Raw genomic sequence first — 18,318 nt, 5'->3', positions numbered from 1 at the left:
TGTCTCGTACCCGCACGGCCCTCGCCTCTATCCCGCTCCGCCTGAGTCGGCTGTCGTGACGCGACGTTGCGCGGGGGGCGGCGGCGGTGCGGTCGGACCCCCGGCGAAATGGCCCTCAAGGCGCTTTTCCGCGAATACGCCCCGCATTTCGGCCAAATTTCGCCCCATCGCGCGAGGGTTGGAGTATTGTTTCATATGTGCGACCCGTTGACGCGCGCAGGCGAAAGTGGGAAGCGCAAGCGCAGACAAATGCCCGTTGGCCCTCCTGCGCTTCCGCGCAGGGCGCCGGGACGCCTTCAGAGAGTTATTGGTATGCCTGAAGAAATAAACCCGCTCGCTACGCATTACTTACCATCCTTCATTACCGCGCCCGGACAGGTCGACGGCTTGCTGGTGGGGATCGGGATTTTCCTGCTGGTCGTGGTGTTCCTGCTGGGCGTCGCTTTCCTGTGGCTGCACAGCCTGCCCGAGCGTCTGGCCCATCATGGCCAGAAGCTGCAATTCGAAATCGTCGCGGTATTGTGCCTGCTGGCGCTGTTCACGCATAACAACCTGCTATGGGGCGCGGCCCTGATACTGGCGATGATCGACCTGCCGGACCTGACGACGCCGCTGACGCGCATCTCGGAGGCGCTGGAGCGGATGACCGGCACCCGCGTGCGCGTGCCCGCCGTCGAACCCGCCCCTGTGCCGGACGCGCCTTCCCCCGCGGTCGAGACCCCCGCGCAGCCGGACGCGCAGCCTTCCTCCGCCGAGATTTTCGCGGCCGAAACCGCCCCCGCGAAGGAGCACTGAGCCATGCTTGAAGTTCTTCTGTGTTCGCTGGTCACGATTCTGCCCGATTATCTGTATCGCCGCTATGTGCAGGGCAAGCGCTGGGGCAAGGAAATCACGCTGTTTTCGGTGTGGTACGTGCTGCGCTATGGTATTACCGCCTGCTTCATCCTGACCATTTCGCTGATCACGGTGGTGTTCTACTTCCATCCGTCAACCTCGAACGTGGTCGTCCATTTCCGCACCGTGCCGATCATCCCCGATGCCAGCGGTCGAGTGGTCGAAGTCTACAAGAACACCAGCGACACGGTTCGCGCGGGTGATCCCCTGTTCCGCGTCGACACCTCGCGTCAGGAAGCCCAGGTCGAGATCGAGCGCCGCCGCATCGCCGAAGCCGATGCCGCCATGCTGGTCGCCGCCTCCGACATGGCCGCCTCTGAAGGCAACGTTGCCGAAGCCCGCGCCGGGCTGCGCCAGATCGAGGATGAGCTGGCGACGAAGGAAGGCCTGTCCGGCTCGGCCGTGACGCGCCGCGAGATCGAGACCCTTGAAGTCAGCCGGACCGCCGCCCAGGGCGCGCTTGCAGCGGCCGAGGCGTCGCTCGCCTCGGCCAGGGAACGGCTGCAGACGCTGCTGCCCGCCCAGAAGGCCACAGCCGAAGCCTCCCTGCGCCGGGCCGAGATCGAGATCGAGAACGCCACCGTGCGCGCCGGCGTCGACGGCACAGTCGAACAGTTCACCCTGCGCAAGGGCGACATGGTGAATTCGTTCCTGCGTCCGGCGGGGGTGCTTGTCCCCTCGGATGCCGGTCGGCGTTATGTGCAGGCCGGGTTCGGCCAGATCTCGGCCCCGGTTATCAAGGTCGGCATGATCGGCGAGATTTCCTGCAATACCACACCGTGGAAGGTCATTCCGGTCGTCGTCTCGCAAGAGCAGGATTTCATCGCTGCCGGTCAGGTCAACAGCGGCGAGCGGCTGGTCGATGTCAGCGAGACCAAGCGCGACGGCACCGTTACGGTGAATTTCGAACCGCTTTACCCCGACGGGTTCAAGGACATCGTGCCGGGCAGCCAGTGCATCGCGAACGTGTATTCGAACAATCACGACACCATCGACAACCCGGAAACGGCAGGCCTGACCAAGGTGGCGCTGCACGGCGTGGATGCGCTGGGGCTGGTCCATGCGATGCTGCTGCGGATTCAGGTGGCGATGATGCCTTTCCGCACGCTGGTTTTCTCGGGCGGGCACTGAAACCTCGCCGCCGAAATGCGAATGGCGCGCCCGGCGGCGCGCCATTTTTCATTTCAAGGCCGGGATATCAGTTCTGGAAGGGGTCCGGGGCGTAAGTCACGCCGGTCAGCGACAGGCCCTGCGGCGGGCAGACCGGCCCGCAGGCGGCGCGGTCGCGGGCCTCGCGCGCGGCGCGCACGTGATCAGGGTCCCACGCCCCCGCGCCAACGCGCTCGAGCGTGCCGACGATGCTGCGGACCTGATTGTGCAGGAAGCTGCGGGCGCGCAGGTGAAAGCGGATCTCCTGCCCGGCGGGATAGGGCAGCGCTTCGATGCGGATCTCGTCCAGCGACTTCACCGGCGAGGCCGACTGACACATGGTGCTGCGGAAGGTGGTGAAATCGTGGCGGCCGATCAGATGGGCGGCGCCTGCGCGCATGGCGTCCACATCCAGCGGGCGCAGGACGTGCCAGACGCGGCCGCGATCCGCGACCACGGGCGCGCGGCGGGCGACCAGCCGAAACGTATAGCGACGCTCCAGCGCCGAGAAACGGGCGTGGAAATCGTCGGATGCCCGCACGGCAGCGGTGATGGCGACGGGGGCGGGTTTCAGATGCCAGTTCAGCGCCTCGGACAGTCTGAACGGCTCCCAGTCGCGGATCAGATCGGCGTGGAATACCTGGCCCGCGGCATGGACGCCCGCATCGGTGCGCCCCGCCGCGGCGATCCGGGCGCCGGTTGCAAAGCCCGTGTCCAGCTTTGCCAAGGCGGTTTCGATGGCGCCCTGCACGCTCGGTTGGCCGGATTGGGCCTGCCAGCCGGCGAAGGGCACGCCGTCATATTCGACCCGGAATGCATAGCGCGGCATCAGTCGGTCTTTCGTCCCGCCTTGGCGGTCGCGCGCAGCAGATCGGTCAGGTCGACACCCTTGCGGTCTTCCAGTGCCGGCTGACCGGGATCGGGCATGCGCACGCCTTCGCGCGCCAGCCGGTCGCGCAGGACCTGCAATTCGATGTCGAAATCGGTCCGGCCGCTGTCGATCAGCGCGCGGGTGCGGGCGGCGAAATTGGCTTCCAGATCGGTCAGCAGCGCCTCGTAATCGCCACGCGCGCCGGGGTCCTGCGTTTCGGCATAGAGGTCGGCGAATTTCACCGTCGCGTCGCGCGCGCCCATCAGATAGACGCCCAGATAGCGCCGGGCAGCGGTCACGTCGCCCGGATCCTGCTCGACCCGGCGGAACAGCTCGCGCGCGGTTTCGGCGAACAGGGCGACGCGGGCTTCCAGCCGGCGGTCGCGGGTGCGCCGAATGGCGTCCTGCATTCCGGCCAGATAGGCCTCGCCCTCGGCGATGATGCGGGCCACCCGGTCCTGCTGGAAACTGTCGACCCCCTCCATCCCTTTGTCGCGCATCGGGTCGGGTCCGAAGGCCAGATAGTGCAACAGCGCCCCGGCAAAGCCGATCAGCATGGCCGGGGCCAGGGCGCCGGGTTCGGCGGCACCAATGGCGAGGCCAAGCCCGGTCAGCACGCCGCCGAACAGCTTGCGCGGCCAGGCAGGGCGGCGCGCCACGCGGCGGGCATCATAGACGGCTTCGGCCTGCAGGCCTTCGCGGGTCAGGCGCGACCCCAGCGCCACGATGCCGAAGGCGGCGAGGTTGGCGACCATGCCGACCGGTCCCTGCCAGAACGCGCTGAGCAGGAAGGGGATCGCCGCGATGGTGATCCATTTGGTGCGCGACTCATAGGGGTGGTGCTGATCGGCGCGAGGTTCGGCGCGCGCGGGCTCCCCCGGCGAATAGCGGCCGCGATAGCGTTCAGCCATGCTGCCTCCTCATGCCGCACCGGCCAGCGACGCGTAAAGCGTCAGGCCGATCAGCAGATAGAAGGACAGCCGTTGCATGGCTTTCTGGGACATCGCGGACTCCGGTTTGGACATCAACGAACAGATGGGCCGCGCGCTCCCCGATTGCAACCGGGTCAGAAGCTGCGGGTGCGGCGATCAAAGACCTTCTGGCCCATCATCGAGCCGACCAGATCGACCATCAGCTTCGCCGTGCGGCCGCGATCATCCAGAAACGGGTTCAGCTCGACCAGGTCCAGCGAGGTCACGAGGCCGGATTCGTGCAGGATCTCGCAGACCAGATGCGCCTCGCGGAAGGTGGCGCCGCCGGGGACGGTGGTGCCGACGGCGGGGGCAATGGCGGGGTCGAGGAAATCCACGTCCAGCGAGACATGCAGCATCCCGTTCGCGGCGCGCACGCGGTCGAGAAACTCCATCAGAGGTGCGACGATGCCCCGCTCGTCCAGCACGCGCATGTCGTTGACGGTGATCTCGGTCTCCTCGAGCGCCGCGTGTTCCGCCGGATCGACGCTGCGGATGCCGAACATGCAGATGTTCTCGGCCGGAACCGGCGCCGGGAAATCGGGGAAGGGCGCAAAGCCGTCGCGACCCGCGGCATAGGCCATGGGCGTGCCGTGCAAATTGCCCGAGGTCGTCGTGAGCGGCGTGTGGAAATCGCTGTGGGCGTCCAGCCATATGACGAAAAGCGGCCGCCCCGCGGCCTTCGCATGGGCCGCGACCCCCGCGACGGTGCCAAGCGCAAGGCCATGGTCCCCGCCCATGAAGATCGGCATCCCGTCGGGCATCGCCTGTTCGGCCGCCGAGCTCAACGCGTCGGTCCAGCCGATCATTTCGGGCAGGTGGTGAATGGCGTTGTTGGGATGGGTCACATCCTTCAGCGGCGGCAGGGCGACATCGCCGCGATCCTCGACCGAATGGCCAAGCGTTTCCAGCACGCGTCCAAGCCCTGCGATGCGGTAGGCGGCCGGCCCCATCACGCAACCGGGGACGCGCTGCCCCTCGTCCACCGGGGCGCCGATCAGGATGCAATGCGTCATGGGGTCCTCTGTCTGGTTGCGCGCGGAACATACGACCTGCGCGCTTGTGATGCCAGACCTTGCGTCCTAGCCGAACTTGCCGATCGCCGAAAGGATGAGGGAAACACCCGACAGAAACAGCAGCGCGAGCGCGGCCTTGCGGATGGTCACCGGCGCGACAGGGGGCGGGAAACGCCGCGCGAGCCATGTGCCCAGAACGACCGCCGGGGCCGCACCGGCGGCGCTGATCAGCAATGCCGGGGTGATGCCGCCTGAAGCCGCGACAAGCCCGCTGCGGAGGATCTGCGTCAGGAAAAAGACCGAAACGAGCGTCACTCGCACCGCATTGAGCGTCATCGGCTGGCGGTAAAGGTGCCAGATGACCGGCGGCCCGGTGGTGGCGAAAAGGCCGCCCATCAGGCCACCGATCAACCCCGACAGGAAGAAGGTGAAAGGCGGCGAGCGTGTCTCGCGGCGCGTCGGCCGCGTGGCAAGCTGCGCCGCCGAGCCGGCGATCGCTATGCCGAGCAGAAGTTGCAGCAGCCCGAGCGCGGTGCCCGCCAGCCAGCCGAGCAGGAAGAAGCCCGCGACCAGGCTCGGGAAGGCGCCGAGCAGGATCAGCTTCAGCGCAGGCCTGTCGACATCGCGCCAGCCATGCGCCAACACAAGCACCGAATTGACCAGCACCAGAAGCGAGGTGACCGCCGCCGCCTGCGGCACCGGCATCAGCCCAAGCGCCCCGGTCGCGCCCATCAGGATCAGCCCGAGCGCAAATCCGGTCAGCGTCTGCACCCATGCGGCAAGCGCGGCGATGGCCCAGAAGATCAGGATGCCGGGATCAAATGACATGAAACCACCCGAAAAAGCCTGCGCCGAGGTAAGGGCGCGATCCCCCGGAAGTCCAGACCGAGGATCTGACCTTGGAGTCAGCGGCCGTCAAGAAGGCGGCGGATCGTGACATGGGCATCGCGAAAGATCGGATGCCAGTCCTGGCCCGGCGTCTTTGCCAGCGGGTGCCAGAAAAAATCGAACAGCAATCCGCCCCGGTCTTCGGTCCGGTGCTGCCAGCGGTCGGGCAGCGCCGGGGCCGGGCAGTCGAAGAAATGCCATATCCGGCCTTCCGATCCGATGGGGGCCGTGCCCAGAAGGACCGGCGGCGCCATAACGCGGATGCCGCTTTCCTCAGACAGTTCACGAATTGCGGCCTTGGCGGGCGTTTCATGGCGCTCGATCCCGCCCTTGACGAATTGGCGCCCGGCCAGCGGATGGATAAAAGCCAGCACCAGCCACTGGCCATCCACCCGCCTTGTCACCAGTGGGCAGACCTTTGTCGTGCCTGTCAGGCGCGGGTGCCCTTGAAGCGCTCGGCCCATTCGTCGCGCTCATCGTCGGTGACCTTGGCGAAAAGGTTTTCGGGTACGGTGAAGGCGTGGCCGGGGGGCAGGGCGGTCAGCGCGGCATCCACATCATCGGGCCAATCGGCGCGGCTGTTCATCGCCTCGGTCAGGGCGGCCGAGGTGAAGGGGATGAAGGGTGCCGAGAGGCTGGCATAAAGCGCGATCAGGTTCAGGCCCATGCGAACCTGCATGGCGGCCTTTTCCGGGTCTTCCTTGAAGGTCGACCAAGGCGCCGCCGCCTGCAGATATTCGTTGCCGAGCACCCAGATGGCGCGCAGCTCGGCCGCGGATTTGCGCACCTCCATCCGGTCCATGAAGGTCTGGTAATCGCGGATGCGGGTGGCCAATGCGGCGGCGAGATCGCGTTCGGCCTCGCCCCATTCGCCACCTTCCGGCACCGTCTCGCCGAATTTCGAGCGGCAGAACTTGGTGATCCGGCTGACGAAATTGCCCAGCACATCGGCCAGGTCCTTGTTCACCGATTGCTGGAAATTCTCCCAGGTGAATTCGCTGTCGCCGGATTCGGGGGCGTGCGACAGCAGCCACCAGCGCCAGTAATCGGCGGGCAGCAGCGACAGCGCGTCATCCATGAACACGCCGCGCCCTTGACTGGTCGAGAACTGGCCGCCGTCATAGGTCAGGTAGTTGAAGCTTTTGATGTAATCGACCAGCTTCCAAGGCTCGGCCGAGCCGAGGATCGTGGTCGGGAAGGACAGCGTGTGGAAGGGGACATTATCCTTGCCCATGAACTGGGTATAGGTCACGTCGTCGGCGCCCCGATCCATGCGCCACCAGCGTTCCCAGTCGCCGCCCTTGGCATCGGCCCACTCGGCGGTCGCGCCGATATATTCGATGGGCGCGTCGAACCAGACATAGAAGACCTTGCCCTCCATTCCCGGCCAGGGCTGGTCGCCCTTCTGCACCGGCACGCCCCAGTGCAGATCGCGGGTGATGCCGCGATCCTGCAGGCCGTCACCGTCGAACAGCCATTTCTTCGCGATGGAGGTGGTCAGCACCGGCCAGTCGCTCTTGCTGTCGATCCATGCCGCGATCTGGTCGCGCATGGCGGATTGGCGCAGATACAGGTGCTTGGTCTCGCGCACCTCCAGATTGGTGCTGCCGCTGATGGTACTGTGCGGGTTGATGAGGTCGGTGGGATCCAGCTGCTTGGTGCAGTTTTCGCATTGATCGCCGCGCGCCTTGTCATAGCCGCAATTCGGGCAGGTGCCCTCGATATAGCGATCCGGCAGGAAGCGGCCATCGTCGATGGAATAGACTTGCTTTTCGCTGACTTCGCGGATCAGGCCGGCCTCGTCCAGCTTGCCGGCGAAATGCTGGGTCAGATGCCGGTTCTGCGTGCTGGAAGACCGCCCGTAATGGTCGAAGGAAAGGCCGAAACCCTCGGCCAGCTTCGACTGTTCGGCATGCATCCGGGCGCAATAGACATCGACCGGCTCGCCGGTCTTGGCGGCGGCGAGTTCCGCCGGGGTTCCGTGTTCGTCGGTGGCGCAGATGAACATCACCTCGTGTCCCCGCCCGCGCAGGTAACGCGCATAGAGATCGGCCGGCAACTGGCTGCCGACGAGGTTGCCCAGATGCTTGATCCCATTGATGTAAGGCAGGGCGGAGGTGATGAGGTGGCGTGCCATATGCGTTCCCGGAAATTACCGGCGGTATGTAACCTTTGCGGCCTTGCTTGGAAAGGGTTGTGGCGGTTGGGGGACAGCTGGCGGCGCAGTTGACCGTGAAGGATAGACGCGGCAGACGGATTCCCATATATTTCTTGTATACGACTATGGGGGTTCAGCATGCGCGCTGCTCTTGTCTGGGGGTTGTTGATGCTGACGGTTGGCACCGCCCTCGCCGATAATGCCGATCCCATGGAAACTGCGATTCGGGATCGACTGGCGGCCCAAGGCTATGAAGGGATCGAGATCACCCGCAAGGACGGCCAGTTCCAGGTCCAGGCCCGGCGCGACAAGCTGATCGTGGAAACGGTCTATGACGCCAACTCGGGCGAGGTGATTTCGGAACGCATGCGACAGGCGGATGCGAGCGCGCCCGCCGAGAAATAGCCGCGAAATCCTGCTGGAATCGGGCGCGCAATATGAGCGTTGCGCAAGATTTTCATGTGAAACATGAATTTGAAGAATATCATTGCCGCCGCTATAAGCGCCTATTCCCGTTGTGACAGGTGAGCCCGTGCCCGAACTTCCCCGCTCTGCCGCATTCGATCAGCTTCGCAGGCTGGCGCAGGACCGAATCCTGATCCTTGACGGGGCGATGGGGACGCAGATTCAGGATCTGCGCCTGTCCGAGGATGACTATATCGGCCATGGCGCGGGTTGTGCGTGCCATATCCATTCCGACCATCCGCAGAAGGGCAATAACGACCTTCTGAACCTGACCCGCCCCGACGCGATCGAGGAAATTCACTATCGCTATGCCAAGGCGGGGGCGGATATCGTTGAAACCAATACGTTTTCCTCGACCACCATCGCGCAGGCCGATTACGGGCTGGAAGATAAGGTCTATGATCTGAACGTCCAAGGCGCACGGCTGGCCCGCGCCGCGCTGGATCGGGCGACGGCCGAAGACGGCAAGCCCCGCTTCGTCGCGGGCGCGCTCGGGCCGACGAACCGGACCGCCTCGATCAGCCCAGACGTGAACAATCCGGGCTTCCGGGCGGTGACCTTCGACCAACTGGCGACGGCTTACGCCGAACAGATTCGCGGGCTGATGGACGGCGGCGCCGACCTGATTCTGATCGAGACGATTTTCGACACCCTGAACGCCAAGGCCGCCGTTTTCGCCTGCGAACAGGTCTTTGTCGAAAAGAACCTGCGCCTGCCCGTGATGATCTCGGGCACCATCACCGACCTGTCGGGGCGCACGCTGTCGGGGCAGACGCCCACCGCATTCTGGCACTCGATCCGCCACGCCCAGCCCTTGACCATCGGGCTGAACTGCGCGCTGGGCGCCGAGGCGATGCGCCCCCATCTGGCCGAGATCTCGGACGTGGCCGACACGCTGGTCTGCGCCTATCCCAATGCCGGCCTGCCGAACGAGATGGGGCTTTACGACGAAACCCCCGACCAGATGGCGGCGCAGGTCCGCGATTTCGCCCGTGAAGGGCTGGTCAATATCGTCGGCGGCTGCTGCGGCTCGACCCCCGATCACATCGCCGCCATTGCGCGCGCGGTGGAAGGCATCGTGCCCCGCAAGATCCCCGAGATCACCCCCGCCCTGCGCCTGTCGGGGCTGGAGCCTTTCACCAAGACCCCCGAAATCCCTTTCGTGAACGTCGGCGAGCGCACCAACGTCACCGGCAGCGCCCGCTTCCGCAAGCTCATCACCGCCGGCGATTACGCGGCGGCGCTGGATGTGGCCCGCGATCAGGTCGAAAACGGCGCCCAGATCATCGACATCAACATGGATGAGGGGCTGATCGACAGCCGGCAGGTGATGGTCGATTACCTGAACCTGATCGCGTCCGAACCCGATATCGCCCGCGTCCCGATCATGGTCGACAGCTCGAAATGGGAGGTGATCGAGGCCGGGCTGAAATGCATTCAGGGCAAGCCGATCGTGAACTCGATCAGCCTGAAGGAAGGCGAGGAAGCCTTCCTGCACCATGCCCGGCTGTGCCGCGCTTACGGTGCGGCGGTGGTGGTGATGGCCTTCGACGAGGTCGGGCAGGCCGATACCGAGAACCGCAAGGTCGAGATCTGCGCCCGCGCCTATGATCTGCTGACGCAGGAGGTGGGCTTCCCGCCCGAGGATATCATCTTCGATCCGAACGTCTTCGCCGTGGCGACCGGGATCGAGGAACACGACAATTACGGCGTCGATTTCATCAACGCCACCCGCCGCATCGTGCAGACCCTGCCGCATGTCCATATCTCAGGCGGGGTCTCGAACCTCAGCTTCAGCTTCCGTGGCAACGAACCGGTGCGCGAGGCGATGCATGCGGTGTTCCTCTATCACGCCATTCAGGCCGGGATGGACATGGGCATCGTCAATGCCGGGCAATTGGCGGTTTACGACCAGATCGACCCGGACCTGCGCGAGGCCTGCGAGGACGTGGTCCTGAACCGCCGCGCCGATTCGACCGAGCGGATGCTGGAAATCGCCGAACGCTATCGCGGCGAGGGCGGGACCAAGGCGCGCGAGAAGGACATGTCCTGGCGCGAATTGCCGGTCGATCAGCGGCTGGCCCATGCGCTGGTGAACGGCATCACCGAATTCATCGAGGAAGACACCGAACTTGCCCGGCAGGCGGCCGAACGCCCGTTGCATGTCATCGAAGGCCCGCTGATGTCGGGCATGAACGTGGTCGGCGACCTGTTCGGGGCGGGCAAGATGTTCCTGCCCCAGGTGGTGAAATCGGCCCGCGTGATGAAACAGGCCGTGGCCTATCTGCTGCCCTATATGGAGGAGGAGAAGGCCGCTTCGGGCGAAGCCAATACCAATGGCAAGATCCTGATGGCGACGGTGAAGGGCGATGTGCACGATATCGGCAAGAACATCGTCGGCGTCGTGCTGGCCTGCAACAATTACGAGATCATCGACCTCGGCGTGATGGTCCCGGCGGCGAAGATCCTGGAGGTCGCGAAGGCCGAGGGCGTCGATATCATCGGGCTTTCGGGGCTGATTACCCCCTCGCTGGACGAGATGGTCCATGTCGCCGCCGAGATGGAGCGCGAGGGTTTTGATATCCCGCTGCTGATCGGCGGCGCGACCACCAGCCGCGTGCATACGGCGGTGAAGATCAATCCGCGCTATCACAAGGGCCAGACGGTCTATGTCACCGATGCCAGCCGGGCGGTCGGCGTCGTCTCGCAGCTTCTGTCGGACCAGAAGGCCGAATATGCGGCCAATGTCCGGGCCGAATATGTCGATGTGGCCGAGAAATATAATCGCGGCGACAAGGACAAGCCGCGCCTGTCCCTGCAGGCGGCGCGCGACAATGCCGTCGCCGTCGATTTCGCCGCATGGCAGGCGACCACGCCGAAATTCTTCGGCCCGCGCGTGATCGAGGATTTCGATCTGGCCGAGATCGCCCGCTATATCGACTGGACCCCCTTCTTCCAGACCTGGGAGATGAAGGGCGTCTATCCGCGCATCCTCGACGATCAAAAGCAGGGCGAGGCGGCGCGCGCGCTTTTCGCCGATGCGCAGGCCATGCTGGCGCGGATCATCGCCGAAAACTGGTTCCAGCCGCGCGCGGTGATCGGCTTCTGGCCGGCGAACCGGGCGGGCGACGATATCCGCCTGTTCACCGATGAAAGCCGGGCCGAGGCGCTTGCCACCTTCCACACCCTGCGCCAGCAGGTCGAGAAGCGCGAGGGGCGCCCGAATGTGGCGCTGTCGGATTTCGTCGCGCCGGCGGGGCAGCCCGATTATGTCGGCGGCTTCGTGGTTACCTCGGGCCCGCAGGATCACGAGATCGCCGCCCGCTTCAAGGCCGAGGGCGACGATTATTCCGCGATCATGGTTCAGGCCCTGTCTGACCGCTTCGCCGAGGCTTTGGCCGAACTGGTCCATGAACGCGTGCGCCGCGATCACTGGGGCTATGCGCCGGATGAGGCGTTGTCGAATGCAGAACTGGTCGCCGAAGGCTATGACGGCATCCGCCCGGCGCCCGGCTATCCGGCGCAGCCCGACCATACCGAGAAGCGGACCCTGTTCGACCTTCTGAACGCCACCGAAGCCACCGGGGTGGAACTGACGGAATCCATGGCCATGTGGCCGGGATCGTCCGTGTCCGGCATCTATATCGGCCACCCCGATGCCTATTATTTCGGCGTCGCCAAGGTCGAGGCCGATCAGGTCGCCGATTACGCCGCCCGCAAAGGCATGGATCTGGCCGAGGCCGAGCGCTGGCTGGCGCCGATCCTGAACTATGTTCCGGGGCAGGCGGTGGCAGCGGAATAGGCCGGACGTGACCTGGTGCGGCATTCCGGCCTGCGGGATTTGGGGGCAGGACGGATGGATGCGGACCGGGGTATCGCGGTTTGGCGTCTGGCTGGCGGCTCAGCCAGCAGCAGCGCAGGACCGGAACAGCATAATTGCCCGAGGTCGCGCGGGGCTGGCGCCTCGGTGATGTGGATTTCATGAACGGCATCAACGGTTCTGACGAGCTGATCCGGCAATCCGAGGGCGGGGCAGCGATCTCGGTCCGGGTCATCTGGGCCGTCAGCGGTGGTTCGCGACTGGGCTTCTTTGGCCGCGCAGGCCGGCGTGACCGCGTTGGTCCTGCATGAAATCACCGAGCGCTGCGCGTCCTCCGGCTATACCGTCTGTCGCATCAAGGGGACCGGGGCGGACGGCCTCGGGCGGCTGACGAACCAGTTGCTGCTATCGGCTTATGGCGGCCCTTCCGATGTGCAGATCCTGTTCGGAAATAGCCGCCTTTATGGGGTGCAACCGGCCTATGAGGCGACCTTCAGCGAAGGATTCTTTCCGGGCCGGCCCCGCAAGCTGGCAATGCTGAGCGATTGGCAGGGGCGATTGGCGCAGGCGTTGCTTAAGCCCGCCGATCCGATCCCGATTGCGGGGCGGTACCGGATTCAGACGAATGGCGGCCCGAATTGCAGAATATTGCCATCGTCACGCCCGGCGCGCTGCTGGCCGCGAATCTGCTGGATCAGGTTTATCCCTGAACGCCAAAGAGGACGGGCCGCAGCGCGATGCTGCGGCCCGAATCCCGGTGAATGCCTAGCGCAGCGCTCAGACGGGGGCGGCCGCGGTGGTGGGCACATATTTCGGGGTGCCCCCTTCCATGATCCGCTTGCCTTCGGCGCGGCACAGATTATCCGCGGTCTCGGTGTCCATCTTTTCCGGCCGCTTGATCGAGCGGTCCCAGGTCACCTGTTCATGGGTGTAGATCTGACAGATCACCGGACCCATGGCCGAGTCGGCGATGACCGGGGTGGTTTCGTAATCCTTCGGGCTGATCGAGCAGGCGGACAGTGTTGCGATGGCGACGACAGCGAGGGCGGGCTTCAAGTACATTTTACTCGTTCCTGTGTTCGAATGGGACCGCGAATCGCGATCGGCGTGAAGCCCATGATATGAATGAACAAACCCCCCCGCAAATGCTGTTTATGCGGTATCTGGGATGTGGGTTTCGCCGGCTTGGAACCCCGCCTCGGCCATCAGCGCATCGCTGCGGGTCTCGATCGCGTCGCGCAGGCGGGTGATGAAGGCGTCGCGGCTCTCGCCCGGTTCGGCCTGCATGGGGGGCAGGAATTCGATCACCGCGCGGCCGCTGGCGATGGGCATGCCGCCCTTCGGCCAGAACAGCCCGCAATTGACCGCGACGGGCCAGACCGGCAGGCCGGTTTCGGCATGCAGCGTGCCGATCCCGTGCTTGTAGGGGCGATGCTCGCCCGGTTTGGTACGGGTGCCCTCGGGGTAGATAATCAGGTGGCCCAGCCCGTCCGGGGTGTCCATGCGCGCCCGGACGGTCGAGACGATCTGCCCCATGGCGTCGCGCCCGCGCGCCCGGTCAATCGGGATCGAGCCGACCTCGCGCGCATACCAGCCCATGATCGGCACGCGCATGATTTCGCGCTTCATGACGAAATTGCGTCGTCCGGCGGCGCAGGCGATGGCCAGAATATCAAGGAAACTCTGATGCTTGGCGGCAATCAGCGCATCAGTGCCGCGGGCCGGAGGGGTGCCGCGCAGCTCCACCGCGACGCCCATATGCCAGCGCGCGGCGCGCAGCATATAGTCGATCCAGCTGGTCGCGACCCGGTTCGCGCCCTTGCGGCCCTTGCTGCGTTGGGTCAGCCCCCACAGCCCGAGCACCAGCGTCGCCAGCGCGATATGGACGTAATAGGTGAGCGCCCGGACATAGCTGAAAGGACCGGTCCGCCCCGGTCTGGGCGCCAGTCGGGCGGCCTCGGCCGCGGTCAGCAGCGGCCCGGTCATGGCACCGCCCGCAACATGCGCAGCGCCGCCCAGCGGGTGGCGAAGAAGCCCACGCCCGCCGCCACGATCGGGATCAGCAGCGGCCACAGCCAGCCCCAGCCCTGGAAGCCAAGGCCGGTCAGGAAGCCGCCAGCCTGCTCCATATTGGGCAGGAACGCGATGGCCAGCATTCCCAGAAGCGTGCCACCAAGCGCGCCGGCCCCGGCGCGGCGGGTGAAACGCCGCACGAAAGCCTGCGCGATGGTCACATCGCGCGCGCCGATCAGGCGCAGCACCCGGATCACCTGCCCATTCGCCGCCAGCGAGCTTTGGGCCGCCAGCGCCATCATCGCGCCGCCCGCCCCGGCGATCAGCGCCAGCGAGATGAGGCCGAGAAAGCGCAGCCGCCTCGCCGCCGAGATCAGCGGCTGGCGCCAGCGGGTATGGTCGTCAAGGACCGCGCCGGGCGCTTCGGCGGTCAGTCGCAGGCTGAGGCCTTCGGCGTCGAAGCCGTCATCCGATTCGGTGACCTCGATCAGGCGCGGGACCGGCAGTGCCTCGACCGGGACATCGGGGCCGAACCACGGCGCCAGCAGCTGCTCGACCTCCTCCTCGGGAATCATGCGGGCCTCGGCGATGCCGGGGGTCTGCTTCAGGATAGCCATGACGATGCCGGTCTGCGATTCGATTTCATCAGCCGGGGCCGAGATGCGCACCGTGACCGTCTGCGCCAGCGATTGCGACCAGCGATCGGCCAGCCGCCCGGTCGCGAAGGACAAGGCCAGGGCGAAGACCGCCAGAAAGGCCATCGCCCCCGCCGTCAGCAGCGTCAACTGGGCGGTGAATCCGGTCGAGGGCACGATCCGCCCCGCCACGCTGCCGTCGCGCCCGATCAGCCCGCGCCACAGGCTGCGCCAGTCGACATGCCGAAGATCGCCTCTCATAGGTCTGCCCCCGCCAGTTGCACCCGCCGCCCGGAAATCCGCAGCACCCTTGCCTGCACGTCCATCTGGCGCGCGGCGCGGATCAGGTCCATGTCATGGGTTGCGATCAGGATGGTCTTGCCCGAGCGGTTCAGCTCGACCAGCAATTGCAGCAGACGCATGGACATGTCCCAGTCGAGATTGCCCGTCGGCTCGTCCGCGAGCACGAAATCGGGCGACATGATGACGGCGCGGGCAAGCGCCGCGCGCTGACGCTCGCCCCCCGACAGCGCCGGGGGCAGGGCGCGGGCATGGTTGGTCATGGCGACCCAGCCCAGCAGATCCTTCAGCGCCTTCATGTCGACGGGTTGGCCCGCCACGGTCAGCGGCAGCGCGATGTTTTCCGCCACCGGCAGATGGTCCAGAAATTGCGCGTCCTGGTGCAGCACCCCCACCTTGCGGCGCAGCATGGCGATGCCGTCGCGCGACAGGTTGGCCACGTCATGGCCGAAGGCAGTCAGATGGCCGCCGCTGGGCAGCAGATCGGCATAGCAGAGCCGAAGGAAGGTGGTCTTGCCCGAGCCGGACGGCCCGGTCAGGAAGTGAAACGATCCCGCAGGCAGGCTGAGCGTGATGTTCGACAGCAAGGCGCCGCCGCCACGATAGCCAAAGGACACGTCCTGCATTTCGATCAAAGCGGCCTCCACGGGATCGGTCTCGGTATCTTGTCATGCCGCAGCGCTTGGAAGCCGGGCGCCCAGTTGATAGAACAGCCCGCGCAGGATTGCCAGAAACGGCGCAGCTTTTGACAGGACTTCACATGCGGCTGATTTGCCCCCAATGCAACGCGCTGTATGACGTTTCCAGTGCGATGATCCCGCCCGAGGGGCGCGAGGTCGAATGTTCCGCCTGCGGGCATGTCTGGCATCAACCGGCGGATATCCGCGAAATGCGGGGACTGGCCGGCGATCTGCGCCCCCCGGCCCCGAAATCCGCTTCTGCCGCCCCGGCCGTCGATCTGGGCGCGGCCCCGGCGCTGCGCCGGCCGCTGCCCGATGACGTGTTGTCGATTCTGCGCGAGGAAACCGCCCGCGAACTGTCCGCCCGGCGCGGTGTGCCGCTGGAGGATTCCCCGCCTCCCCCGCTCGCGCCCGCTGATTCGCCGGTGGCCGACGCGCGACCGCCGGACGCCCCCAAACCTGGCGCCAAGCCGAAACCCGCCAAGCCGAAACCTGCCGATCCGGCGCTGACGGCAGTGGGGCCCCCTGCGGCCGATTGGCCGGCGACCACCGTGACCGCGCCCGACGATTCGCAGCCGCGCGTCATCACCCGCCGGCAACCCGCGACCCCGGTTCCGGCACGGGGTCTGCGCCCGACGCCGATCCTCGCCAAGGCCCCGTCGCGTCCGCTGGCTGAGGATACACTTGCCGCGACCCCGACCGAGATGCCGGCCCCGGTGATTGCCCCTCCCCCGGCGCTGCCGCCCGTGCCGCGCCGGCGCAGCGTCAAGATGCTACCCGATGCCGAACGGCTGGCCGCGACCCTGCAAACCCAGTTGCCCCCGCCTGCGGACCCGCCGACGGTCTCCCCTGCACCTGCACCCACCGTCGCGCAGTTCGCGCCGGACGGTTACCGCGCGGGTTTTTCGCGCGCGCTTTCGGTCGTTGCGGCCTTGCTGCTGGCCTATGTCGCGGGCACGGCCTGGGTGGGCACGGGCGGCGCGCCGTCGCCGGTCGTCGCGGCCGTGGCCGGGATCGACGCGGCGCGTGCGGGGCTGCAGGATGTCGCCCGGTCGCTGGTCGGCCAGAATGAGAAGGCCGAATGATGCGCTTTGCCCCGCTCCCCGAATCCTTGCCGCCAACGGTGCCCTTCACCGGCCCGGAAACGCTGGAGCGTCGCCGGGGCGCGCCCTATGTCGCCCGGCTGGGCGCGAACGAGAACGGCTTCGGCCCCTCGCCCCGCGCCATCGCGGCGATGGCCCGTGCCGCCGCCGAGGCCTGGAAATACGGCGATCCCGACAACCACGACCTGCGCAACGCCCTGGCCGCGCATCACGACGTCGCCCCCGACCAGATCCTGATCGGCGAGGGGATCGACGGCATTCTGGGTCTTCTGGTGCGACTTCTGGTGGCACCCGGCGAGACGGTGGTGACTTCGGAAGGGGCCTATCCGACCTTCAACTATCACGTTGCCGGTTTTGGCGGGGTGCTGGCCAAGGTGCCTTACCGCGACGATCGCGAGGACCCCGAGGCGCTGCTGGCCCGCGCCGCCGAAACGCAGGCGCGGCTGATCTATCTCGCCAATCCCGACAATCCGATGGGCAGCTGGCACGCGGGTGCCGTGATCGAGGCGATGCTGGATGGCATCCCTGACGGCGCGCTGCTGGTTCTGGACGAGGCCTATGCCGAATTCGCCCCAGATGACGCCATTCCCCGGATCGACGCGGCGGATCCTCGGGTCATTCGCCTGCGCACGTTTTCAAAGGCTTACGGGATGGCTGGGGCGCGGATCGGCTATGCGCTCGGGGCGGCTCCGCTGATCGCGGGTTTTGACCGCATCCGCAACCATTTCGGGGTCAACAAGATGGCGCAGGCGGGCGCATTGGCGGCGCTGGGCGATCAGGACTGGCTGGCCCATATCCGCGCCGAGGTCGCTCGCGCCCGCGCGCGGATCACCACGATAGCGGCGGAAAACGGGTTGGCCGCCTTGCCTTCGGCCACCAATTTCGTCGCCATCGATTGCGGACGGGACGGGGCTTTCGCCCGTGCCGTGCTGTCAGGGCTGGACCGCGCCGGCATCTTCGCGCGCATGCCCGGCGTCGCGCCGCTGGACCGCTGCATCCGCATTTCCTGCGGCCCCGAGGACGAGCTGGACGCCTTCGCCGCCATCCTGCCCGAGGCATTGGCGACCGCCCGCGCAGGCTGAGAGGACCGTTTCCGGGCCAGCCGGATGCGCTGCACATCATGGAAAACATTGGCCTTTCGCGGCAGGGTTTCGGCCCTGCGCGGCTTGCGTTCGGGCTGGTGAGCCGTTACCCGTCCCCCGATTCAGGGGGAATGCCTGTGGGTGCAATCCGCTGTGGGGCACGGGCTGTCCGGCCGCCTCGGGCCGGCATCAGCGAATAGCCGCATCTGCGCCGGGCCTTCGCCCTTTGCCGCGGATCACGGGAATGTTAACCTTGACGGAATGTTCTCGGGG

At 66.2% G+C, this 18,318-nt stretch carries 17 protein-coding genes; 7 read left to right on the top strand and 10 right to left on the bottom strand.

Annotated features, from left to right (window positions below; translation table 11 throughout):
• The first annotated feature begins 312 nt into the window (after positions 1-312).
• Both H1S04_RS16265 and H1S04_RS16260 read left to right on the top strand, forming a co-directional pair.
• Positions 313-795 carry a hypothetical protein gene (locus tag H1S04_RS16265; RefSeq protein ID WP_181746563.1) on the top strand — a complete coding sequence of 161 codons (483 nt, stop codon included), beginning with the start codon at positions 313-315 and terminating at the stop codon, positions 793-795.
• A 3-nt stretch (positions 796-798) separates the two neighbouring features.
• Positions 799-2,025: an HlyD family secretion protein gene (locus H1S04_RS16260; RefSeq protein WP_181746562.1), complete on the top strand. Its 1,227-nt coding sequence runs from the start codon at positions 799-801 to the stop codon at positions 2,023-2,025.
• A 67-nt stretch (positions 2,026-2,092) separates the two neighbouring features.
• Here H1S04_RS16260 and truA read toward each other — a convergent pair whose 3' ends face one another.
• The 6 genes from truA to metG form a co-directional block, all read right to left on the bottom strand.
• Positions 2,093-2,872 (bottom strand): tRNA pseudouridine(38-40) synthase TruA, encoded by a 780-nt coding sequence (gene truA / locus H1S04_RS16255; protein ID WP_181746561.1) that lies wholly within the window; start codon positions 2,870-2,872, stop codon positions 2,093-2,095.
• A complete protein-coding gene (locus tag H1S04_RS16250; protein WP_181746560.1) occupies positions 2,872-3,825 on the bottom strand; it encodes a 5-bromo-4-chloroindolyl phosphate hydrolysis family protein in 954 nt (317 codons plus the stop codon). The genes truA and H1S04_RS16250 overlap by 1 nt, the downstream gene beginning before the upstream one ends.
• Positions 3,826-3,980: 155 nt before the next feature.
• Positions 3,981-4,901 carry an arginase gene (gene rocF, locus H1S04_RS16245; RefSeq protein WP_181746559.1) on the bottom strand — a complete coding sequence of 307 codons (921 nt, stop codon included), beginning with the start codon at positions 4,899-4,901 and terminating at the stop codon, positions 3,981-3,983.
• 66 nt (positions 4,902-4,967) lie between these two features.
• Positions 4,968-5,729: a TSUP family transporter gene (locus H1S04_RS16240; RefSeq protein WP_181746558.1), complete on the bottom strand. Its 762-nt coding sequence runs from the start codon at positions 5,727-5,729 to the stop codon at positions 4,968-4,970.
• Positions 5,730-5,806: 77 nt separating this feature from the next.
• Positions 5,807-6,193, bottom strand: a complete 387-nt coding sequence (locus H1S04_RS16235) for an NUDIX domain-containing protein (protein WP_220185262.1) — start codon at positions 6,191-6,193, stop codon at positions 5,807-5,809.
• A 26-nt stretch (positions 6,194-6,219) separates the two neighbouring features.
• Positions 6,220-7,926 carry a methionine--tRNA ligase gene (gene metG / locus H1S04_RS16230; RefSeq protein WP_181746556.1) on the bottom strand — a complete coding sequence of 569 codons (1,707 nt, stop codon included), beginning with the start codon at positions 7,924-7,926 and terminating at the stop codon, positions 6,220-6,222.
• Between the two features lie 159 nt (positions 7,927-8,085).
• On the opposite strand from metG, the gene H1S04_RS16225 reads away from it, so the two are divergent.
• From H1S04_RS16225 to H1S04_RS16215, 3 genes are all read left to right on the top strand, one after another.
• Positions 8,086-8,352, top strand: coding sequence for a PepSY domain-containing protein (locus H1S04_RS16225; RefSeq protein ID WP_181746555.1), 267 nt, complete (start codon positions 8,086-8,088; stop codon positions 8,350-8,352).
• A 127-nt stretch (positions 8,353-8,479) separates the two neighbouring features.
• Positions 8,480-12,214: a methionine synthase gene (metH, locus tag H1S04_RS16220; protein WP_181746554.1), complete on the top strand. Its 3,735-nt coding sequence runs from the start codon at positions 8,480-8,482 to the stop codon at positions 12,212-12,214.
• A gap of 170 nt (positions 12,215-12,384) precedes the next feature.
• Positions 12,385-12,543 (top strand): hypothetical protein, encoded by a 159-nt coding sequence (locus H1S04_RS16215; RefSeq protein WP_181746553.1) that lies wholly within the window; start codon positions 12,385-12,387, stop codon positions 12,541-12,543.
• 466 nt (positions 12,544-13,009) lie between these two features.
• Here the strand turns inward: H1S04_RS16215 and H1S04_RS16210 are convergent, their stop codons facing one another.
• The 4 genes from H1S04_RS16210 to H1S04_RS16195 all read right to left on the bottom strand — a co-directional run bounded on the left by H1S04_RS16210 (position 13,010) and on the right by H1S04_RS16195 (position 15,815).
• Complete coding sequence (locus H1S04_RS16210; RefSeq protein WP_181746552.1) at positions 13,010-13,294, bottom strand: hypothetical protein; 285 nt, start codon at positions 13,292-13,294, stop codon at positions 13,010-13,012.
• Between the two features lie 90 nt (positions 13,295-13,384).
• Positions 13,385-14,218, bottom strand: coding sequence for a 1-acyl-sn-glycerol-3-phosphate acyltransferase (locus tag H1S04_RS16205; protein ID WP_181746551.1), 834 nt, complete (start codon positions 14,216-14,218; stop codon positions 13,385-13,387).
• The gene (locus H1S04_RS16200) at positions 14,215-15,141 is read right to left on the bottom strand and encodes an ABC transporter permease (protein ID WP_181746550.1); all 927 of its coding nucleotides are present in this window, start codon (positions 15,139-15,141) and stop codon (positions 14,215-14,217) included. Before H1S04_RS16200 ends, H1S04_RS16205 begins: the two co-directional genes overlap by 4 nt.
• The gene (locus H1S04_RS16195) at positions 15,138-15,815 is read right to left on the bottom strand and encodes a cell division ATP-binding protein FtsE (protein ID WP_181746549.1); all 678 of its coding nucleotides are present in this window, start codon (positions 15,813-15,815) and stop codon (positions 15,138-15,140) included. Before H1S04_RS16195 ends, H1S04_RS16200 begins: the two co-directional genes overlap by 4 nt.
• 125 nt (positions 15,816-15,940) lie before the next feature.
• On the opposite strand from H1S04_RS16195, the gene H1S04_RS16190 reads away from it, so the two are divergent.
• The gene (locus tag H1S04_RS16190; protein WP_181746548.1) at positions 15,941-16,945 is read left to right on the top strand and encodes a zinc-ribbon domain-containing protein; all 1,005 of its coding nucleotides are present in this window, start codon (positions 15,941-15,943) and stop codon (positions 16,943-16,945) included.
• Positions 16,942-18,045 carry a pyridoxal phosphate-dependent aminotransferase gene (locus tag H1S04_RS16185; protein WP_181746547.1) on the top strand — a complete coding sequence of 368 codons (1,104 nt, stop codon included), beginning with the start codon at positions 16,942-16,944 and terminating at the stop codon, positions 18,043-18,045. The genes H1S04_RS16190 and H1S04_RS16185 overlap by 4 nt, the downstream gene beginning before the upstream one ends.
• Positions 18,046-18,318: the final 273 nt, after the last annotated feature.

Origin of the sequence: Paracoccus sp. S1E-3 (assembly GCF_013868135.1) — a bacterium.
In the GTDB taxonomy this organism is placed as follows: Bacteria; Pseudomonadota; Alphaproteobacteria; order Rhodobacterales; family Rhodobacteraceae; genus Paracoccus.
The sequence above is the reverse complement of the archived record's forward strand: the minus strand, read 5'-3'. Positions and strand labels throughout refer to the sequence as shown.